Annotated in this window: 4 protein-coding genes; 3 read left to right on the forward strand and 1 reads right to left on the reverse strand. The window is 42.2% G+C overall.

Going from position 1 to position 8339, the window contains the following annotated elements; all coding sequences use genetic code 11:
* Window positions 1-286: 286 nt before the first annotated feature.
* Window positions 287-2098, reverse strand: coding sequence for a CHASE3 domain-containing protein (locus V7K36_RS08215; protein ID WP_335114745.1), 1812 nt, complete (start codon window positions 2096-2098; stop codon window positions 287-289).
* A gap of 544 nt (window positions 2099-2642) precedes the next feature.
* Between V7K36_RS08215 and V7K36_RS08220 the strand changes: the two genes are divergently transcribed.
* From V7K36_RS08220 to V7K36_RS08230, 3 genes are read left to right on the forward strand one after another with little or no spacing between them, the layout of a single operon-like run.
* Entirely contained in the window at window positions 2643-5198 is a 2556-nt protein-coding gene (locus V7K36_RS08220; RefSeq protein ID WP_335114747.1) for a GAF domain-containing protein, read from the forward strand.
* Window positions 5198-5647, forward strand: coding sequence for a response regulator (locus tag V7K36_RS08225; protein WP_442948446.1), 450 nt, complete (start codon window positions 5198-5200; stop codon window positions 5645-5647). The genes V7K36_RS08220 and V7K36_RS08225 overlap by 1 nt, the downstream gene beginning before the upstream one ends.
* Before the next feature lie 5 nt (window positions 5648-5652).
* Window positions 5653-7932 carry a hybrid sensor histidine kinase/response regulator gene (locus tag V7K36_RS08230; protein ID WP_335114749.1) on the forward strand — a complete coding sequence of 760 codons (2280 nt, stop codon included), beginning with the start codon at window positions 5653-5655 and terminating at the stop codon, window positions 7930-7932.
* Window positions 7933-8339: the final 407 nt, after the last annotated feature.

Consider the following 8339-nt stretch of genomic DNA (forward strand, 5'->3'; position numbering starts at 1 on the left):
GATGTTTGAGTGGTTTATCCGACACACTACCTTTGATTTTGACACTCTTCAAATGTACGGAGCTTTTTCAGAAATCAAATATTAGTCCTATAGCAGACCATTATTTACACTTGAATTTGTTTGAACAAAAAAATATTTAGATTTATATCTACCAGTAACTCATTAGTTTCTACAAAATTTCAGTAAATCAAAAAGTTTTTTCCAAAGGGTGATAATTAGGATTTTTTGTAGTCTGTGATACTTTCACCAGCAAAATCAATTAGCCATTTCCTATAACCGATTCCAGTTATTGAGACAGCGAATGTGTGTCTCTGAATGTTGAGGCAGGCAAGTACACTGTAAATTGAGTACCTCTGCCTACCTGACTGTAAACATTGACAAAACCACCGTGATTTTTAATAATGCCTAACGCCGTGGAAAGTCCTAAACCAGTACCTTTGCCTACCTCTTTGGTGGTGAAAAACGGTTCAAAAATCCGTTGCTGGACTGACGACGACATCCCCATACCAATATCCGTCACCACGATCGCAATATAAGAACCCACTTTCGCATCAATATTTATCTGGGCAGAATGTTCACCAATCACCAGATTTTCCGCCGCAATCCTTAAAATGCCGCCATTAGGCATGGCGTCGCGGGCATTAACTACTAAATTTATCAGCACCTGATGTAGTTGAGTTGTGTCTCCACGGACATACCACAGATTTTTGGGGATATCTATTAGGCAGATGATGGATTTGGGGAATGTTTGAGCGATAATTTGCTCAATTTCTGCCATCAAAGGCTGAATTTGCACAATTGTCCGTTTGCCTTCAATACCCCGTGCAAAGGACAAAACCTGCTTAAGCAAATTAGCGCCGCGTTTAACATTATTTTCTAAAGTTTGCAGTATTTGCTGACTCTGTACGTCGGGCAATTTCTTCTGCAACAGTTGAACTGACATTAAAATGGGGGATAGTATATTGTTGAGATCATGAACGATACCGCTAGCTAAAGTGCCGATACTCTCTAAACGTTGCGATCGCAGAAGTTGAGCTTCCAGTTGTTTTTGCTGGGTTATATCTCGCATCACTGCCAAATGGATAAACGTACCATCAGATTCGTTACGCAGTGGTACGGCATGAGTTTCCATGTAGCGGCGGGTGCCCTTAAATCCCACAATTTCAAACTCCAAAGTCCCCTTGTTACCTTGGCAGACACTTTTATGCAAGTCGGCAAAGGCTGCTCTATACTCTGGTACAATTACGGCATCAACAGGTTTACCAATCAAGACATCAGCACTTTCTACTTCCATCATTGCCAGCCCATAGGCATTAATTTCTAAAAGGGTGCCATCCCTGGCAATTAACTTGATACATTCTGGTTCTGCATCTATCATGGCTCGTAAACGATTTTCGCTTTGGCGTAAGGCCAGTTCTGTCTGCTGAAGTTGCCTGATATAACCCCATAACAAGTCATACAGCAGCGCCACCAGCACCAAATCCACAATAGCCGCGATCAAAAATATAACTATTGCCTTTTGGAAACTTGCTTGTGACTGCTGCACTCCTTGCTGTAATAAATTTTGCTCCGCCTTTAAAGAGTCGTGAATCAGCTGTTGGATATTTTTGCCGATTTGCTTGTCTTTATCAGATAAGATTTGCTGCCGAACTGCTTCTAATCCCTGGTTTTGTCTGAGGTAAACTTCCTGTTGCAGAATGTTGAGTCTATTGGTAGTTTTCGGCTCCAGCAAAGAAATCCACTGTTGCTTTTGATGGTTATCAGCAGTTAACTTGCTGAGAATCTGAATATTGCTATTAGTTTGTTGATAGTCTGCAAGATAGGTTTGTAAATCATCTGCATCTGCTGTAATTAGGTAATTACGTTGTGCAGTTTCAGTATCTTTGAATGTAGATTGGATACTTTCAAGTTGGCTAATAACTTCATAGGAGTATGTCACCTTTTGCTGGTTGTGAATCAGCTTAACAGTGTTGCCATAGGAGACTATAGCATTAGTAAATACAACTACCAATGCTAGGACGAATATTGCTTTCAGCTTTTGGACTCGATACCATTTTTTGATCATGCGATCGCCCTTTCTGCCGCAGATGACCTCCATTAGTTAAGATTAAAGATTACAAACAAATATTGAGAATATTTTAAGGATTTTGATAACACGGGTAGCAAAATACAATCTGTTAGAGTTGTAAATATCTGGATTTTTGGGGATGATAATTTATACATATTAGTCACAAATAAATCCGCTAATTTTTAATATAAATTCATTTTTAGCAGTAACGTCGCCAATGCAGTTTGGATCAGATAATTTGTTTATCCAAAACAGTGATTTCTTTCTTAAACTCATAAGTTTTTTAATTAAATTCCGTGGGTTTAAGTTGCATAACGACTATCAAGACGTTCGGCGAGCGCTCAGTCGAGTCGCGGCAAGTTTTGTGTTGGGGTTAAATCCCATTACAAAACTTTACTTCCGACTTCCGACTTATTTAATAATGTAGATGTAGCATTTTGACAAAATTTAAACAGACTTGCCTAAACAGCCAGAGGCGGGGAAAGGACTAATAATTATTAAAAAACGTTAAGCTATTCTTGAGATAGCCAAGCTGCTGACTGAATATTACATTTAGATTTTTTAAGAAAAGTCAATGAAAGCTAGACACATTGATACAGAAGGGGCGAGGTTAGAAGCCCTCCGCCAGTATCAAATTCTTGACACCGAACCCGAAAAAACCTACGACAATCTTGCTCACTTAGCGGCATTTATTTGTGAGACTCCCATCTCATTGGTAAATTTCATTGATGAAAACCGTCAGTGGTTTAAGGCAAAAGTAGGTTTAGATGTATCAGAAATGCCCCTGAATGTTGGGTTATCTTACCTTTGCCAAGAGCGGCGTAACGTTGTAGTGGTTCCTGATACCCAAGCTGATGAAAAGTTGGCAAATAATCCAGCAGTAACTAGCTATCCATATATACGCTTTTATGCAGGTGTACCCTTAATTACCCCAAAGGGACATCTGCTGGGAACTCTGTGCGTAATTGACCAAGTTCCACGGCAATTGAGCCAAAAACAAGTGGAGACGCTTGTAGCCCTGAGTCGCTTGGTAATCGACCAACTAGAACTCAGGCGTTATGTAGCTGAGGTATCTGAAGTTAGCGAGAAACTAATAGCGCACGAGCAAACAGTCCACGCTCAGTCTGAAGCCGCCAAAACCCGCATTGCTAATCTTCTCGAAAGCATCACTGATGGATTTTTTGCCCTGGATAAAAAGTGGCGATTCACCTACATTAATGGTCAAGCAGAACGGCTCTTGAAAAAAAACCAGTATGAGCTTTTGGGTAAAAACATCTGGGAGGTGTTTCCAGAAATTATCAGCACAACATTCCATCGTGAGTATCAGAGGGCAATCTTAGAACAGGTAAGTGTGGAATTTGAGGAATTTTTTCCGCCACTAAACTGCTGGCTTAAAGTCCACGCCTATCCTGCCAAAGACGGCTTATCTGTTAATTTTCAAGATATTACTGAACGACGGAAAACAGCAGAAGCACTACGGGAAAGTGAAGAACGCTGGCAATTAGCATTAGATGGTAATAAGGATGGTATTTGGGATTGGAATCTCAAGACTAATGAAGTGTTCTTTTCAACTCAATGGAAGAAAATGCTCGGCTATAAAGACCACGAGGTTTCCACCGGTTGGGATGAATGGACAAAACGAATCCATCCCGATGAGCGAGATTTTGTACTTCAAGCTTTCCAAGACCACTTTGCCAAGAAAATACCGTCTTACGTCTGTGAATATCGAGTCCAATGCCAAGACGGCAGCTATAAATGGATTCTAGATCGAGGACAGGCACTTTGGGACGCATTGGGTGATATAGTGCGGATGGTGGGTTCTTATACAGATATCACAGATCGCAAGCAGGTAGAAGAGGAATTAAAGCGGCAGAATTTGCGATCGCAATTATTTGCCGAAATCACCCTGAAAATTCGAGACTCTTTACAAATAAATGAAATTCTTCAAACCACGGTGACAGAGGTACAAAAATTACTACAAGCTGACCGAGTTTTAATTTTTCGACTGGAGGCTGATGGTTCAGGAACAGTAGTGCAAGAGGCGGTGTTACCTGGTTGGCCGGTAATTCTAGGAAAAAATCTGCTCGATAGCTGTTTTAAAGAAGAATACCTAGAAAGATATCGCCGGGGAAGAGTCAGTGCCATTGAAGACATTGAAGCTGCTCATATCCAACCATGTCATCGAGAATTTCTTCAGCAGTTTGCTGTCAGGGCTAACCTCGTAGTACCGATACTTGTCAGGGACAGCATTTGGGGCTTGTTGCTGGCTCATCAGTGTGCTGCACCTCGAAAGTGGAATAACTTTGAGACGGAATTGTTACAGCAACTAAGTAATCAAATTGGGATTGCTTTATCTCAAGCGCAACTATTAGAAAAAGAAACCCAGCAAAGTCAGGAACTCGCTCGTTCCAATGCTGAATTGGAACAGTTTGCTTATGTGGCTTCCCATGACTTGCAAGAGCCGTTGCGGATGGTAACTAGTTATTTACAACTACTAGAGCAAAGATACAAAAATCAACTGGATGCCAATGCCGATCAGTTTATCACCTACGCAGTAGATGGGGCTTGCCGGATGCAGACCCTAATCAATGATTTGTTGAACTACTCCCGCCTCAGCAGCCGGGGACAGCCCTTTATAGCAGTTGATTGTAGTGTTGTTTTAGAACAGGCGATCGCTAATCTTCAAATTGCGATCGCCGATAGTCGGGCAATTGTCACTTATGATACTCTACCGGAAGTCATGGCTGATACTACCCAATTGACACAAGTATTTCAAAACCTGATTGCCAACGCCATCAAATTTTGTCGTCATCAGCAGCCACAAGTTCACATCGGCGTAGCCAGGGGAGGTGCAAATCCAGATGGGGAAAGTTTAAATGTGATCCCGTCGGTAGATGAATGGTTGTTCTGGGTGCGCGATAATGGTATTGGTTTGGAATCCCAGTATGATGAACGTATATTTATAATTTTTCAGCGCTTGCATGGTAGAGACAAGTATCCAGGGACTGGAATTGGTCTGGCAATTTGTAAGAAAATTATAGAACGCCACGGCGGCCGGATCTGGGTTAAGTCGAAACCGGGTCAAGGCTCGACTTTCTACTTCACAATTCCAGATAGAGCAGGTAAGTAATGGTGGAAACCATAACAGCAATTATGCCTATTGAGGTTTTGTTAGTAGAGGATAATCCTGGGGATGTCCAACTCACACGCATCGCCCTGGAAGATAGCAAAATCTCGATTCACCTGAACGTGGTCGAAGATGGTGTAGAGGCAATGGCATTCTTGCGAAAACAAGAAAAATATGCTAAAGTAGCTCATCCACATATTGTACTACTCGATTTGAACCTGCCCAGAAAAGATGGGCGGGAGGTATTAGCAGAAATTAAAGGAGATAAAAATCTTAAACGAATTCCTGTAGTTATTTTGACGACTTCACAAGCTGAAGAAGACATCCTCAAAGCTTATAACCTTTATGCCAACTGTTATATAACTAAGCCAGTAGATTTTGATCAATTCGTTAAAATTGTCCAATCAATAGAAAATTTTTGGTTTGCGAATGTAAAACTGCCACCGGAGTAGTGGAAATGGCAGGTAAAAATATTAAAGTCTTATTAGTAGAAGATAACTCTGGTGACGTCTTTTTATTACAGGAGTTTTTAAAGGAAGTTACGACAGTTGTAGTTAATTTGATACCCGTTGAGCGGCTTTCGGAAGCACTCAACCACCTAGCAAACGAAATTTTTGATGTGATTTTGTTAGACCTCTCGCTACCAGATAGCCAGGGACTTGAAACCTTTGTCACCGCTCACCATCAGGCGAAAGCAACTCCGATAATTGTGCTGACGGGTTTAGACGATGAAACCCTAGCAATTAGGGCGATGCAGCAAGGAGCGCAGGATTATTTGGTGAAAGGGCAAGTAACTGGAGACTTGCTGGTGCGCTCAATGCGTTATGCCATTGAGCGTCAACGGGCAGACAACGCACTGCGTCATAGTGAGGAGCGATTTCGGGTTGCCCTCAAAAACTCTCCAATCTTTGTCTACAACCAGGATAGGGAGTTACGGTACACTTGGGTTTACAATCCCTCCGATGGATTGTTAGTTGAGGAAATGTTGGGCAAAAAAGACTTGGATATCATCCCAGTTGAAGATGCTGAACGTCTCACCACAATTAAACGTGGGGTGCTAACTACGGGCATAGGAACACGAGAAGAAGTATCAATTAGAATCAAAGATACAACTCGATATTACGATTTAACTGTCGAGCCATTGCGGAATGAGTCGCATGAAGTTGTCGGCGTGACTTGCGCCAGTATTGATATTAGCGAACAACAAGCCGCGCTACGCGAACGCAAATTAGCACAAGAAAAAATCCGCGAACAAGCAGCATTACTAGATGTCACCACAGATGCCATTTGCGTGCGAGATTTAAACAATCAAATTATCTTCTGGAACAAAGGCGCAGAAGCACTTTATGGCTGGCAAGCTACAGAGGTTTGGGGCAAAAATGCTAGTGAGCTTTTGTATGACGAACCTTCACCGGAAATCGAAGCGGCTCTGTTGCAAGTTATTAGTAAAGGGAAGTGGCAGGGGGAGTTAACTAAACTTACCAAAACTGACAAAGAAATCCTTGTTGCTAGTCGCTGGAGTCTAGTGTGCGATGAACAAGGAAAACCCAAATCAATTCTCACCGTTGACACAGATATTACCGAGAAAAAACATTTAGAAGCCCAATTGTTTCGCGCTCAACGCTTGGAAAGTATTGGCACTCTAGCTAGTGGCATTGCTCACGACCTCAACAATATCCTGACACCGATTCTGGCAGGAGCGCAACTGTTACCACTCAAATTTCCTGATGCGGATAAACGGACTCGCCATCTACTGGAGATTTTGGAAATCAACGCTAGACGTGGCGCTGATTTAGTCAAACAAGTGCTGTCGTTTGCGCGGGGTGTGGAAGGGAAGCGCATCACTCTGCAACTGAAGCATTTGATTGTGGAAGTTGCCAAGATTCTGAAAGAGACATTTCCTAAATCTATAGAAATCAGCACTGATGTACCGCAGGATTTGTGGATGGTTTCTGGAGATAGCACCCAACTCCATCAAGTGCTGATGAACCTCTGCGTTAACGCTCGCGATGCTATGGCCAATGGCGGTAGTTTGAGCATCTCTGGCGAAAATCTGTTGATTGACCAAAATTATGCCCGGAGGAACCTAGAAGCCAAAGAGGGGTCTTATACAGTGATTACTGTCTCCGATACTGGAGTTGGGATTCCTAAAGAAATCTTAGATAGAATTTTCGAGCCATTTTTTACCACAAAAGATGTGGGACAAGGCACAGGGTTAGGACTTTCCACCGTCCTGGGGATCATTAAAAGTCACGGAGGTTTTGTAAACGTGTATAGCGAACGGGGAAGTGGCACTAGTTTTAAAGTTTACTTGCCAGCAGTGGGGGGAATGGAAACATTCAGCCCAGAAGATTTGCCACCACAAACAGGAAATGGAGAATTGATTTTGGTTGTGGATGATGAAACTGCCATTCAAGAGATTACCAGAACATCATTGGAAACTCACAACTACAAAACCCTAATTGCGAGTGATGGCATTGAGGCGATCGCGCTATACGCTAAAAATATGGACAAAATTAGTGTTGTACTAATGGATATTATGCTGCCGTCGCTAGATGGTTTAACTGCCATCCGTACCCTGCAAAAAATCAACCCCCAAGTCAGAATTATTGCCAGCAGTGGACTTATGTCTGACAATAAGCTCAGTGCAGTAGCTGCTATTGGTGTGAATACGTTTTTGTCGAAGCCCTATACTGTCAATGAATTATTGCTTTCTTTACAGAAAATCCTATCCTGAGTCAATTCAGGAGGTAGAAGGAACCCACGCTTAAAAACGTCGGACTTAGGCTATGGACGAGGTTAGTATTGATAATATTCTTTGAAACATCAATATAATATAGGACTCATATTTAATTTTTGAAATACACGTAGTAGCGTGTCAAGGCTAAAATAGTGCATTACAAATCTTGGAAATATTGAGATTTTAGAAACATAACTCAATTTTTCTATTGTATTAATTTAGCCTTGACACGCTAGTAGGGTGCGTTACGCCAAAGGCTAACGCACCACTTCAGATTTTAGGTGCCGTACTCTCGGCGATAACACAACACCAGTTGCTACAACGGAGGGAACCTCCGCAACGCACTGGCTCCCACGCCAGTTGCTACAACGGAGGGAACCTCCGCAACGCACTGGCTCCCACGC

This window comes from Nostoc sp. (assembly GCF_036919555.1).
Lineage (GTDB): Bacteria > Cyanobacteriota > Cyanobacteriia > Cyanobacteriales > Nostocaceae > Nostoc.

Excerpts from the sequence above, each read along its gene's own strand:
- V7K36_RS08215 (WP_335114745.1), bottom strand. The coding sequence starts at position 2,098 with ATGGAGGTCATCTGCGGCAGAAAGGGCGATCGCATGATCAAAAAATGG.
- V7K36_RS08220 (WP_335114747.1), top strand. The coding sequence starts at position 2,643 with ATGAAAGCTAGACACATTGATACAGAAGGGGCGAGGTTAGAAGCCCTC.
- V7K36_RS08225 (WP_442948446.1), top strand. The coding sequence starts at position 5,198 with ATGGTGGAAACCATAACAGCAATTATGCCTATTGAGGTTTTGTTAGTA.
- V7K36_RS08230 (WP_335114749.1), top strand. The coding sequence starts at position 5,653 with ATGGCAGGTAAAAATATTAAAGTCTTATTAGTAGAAGATAACTCTGGT.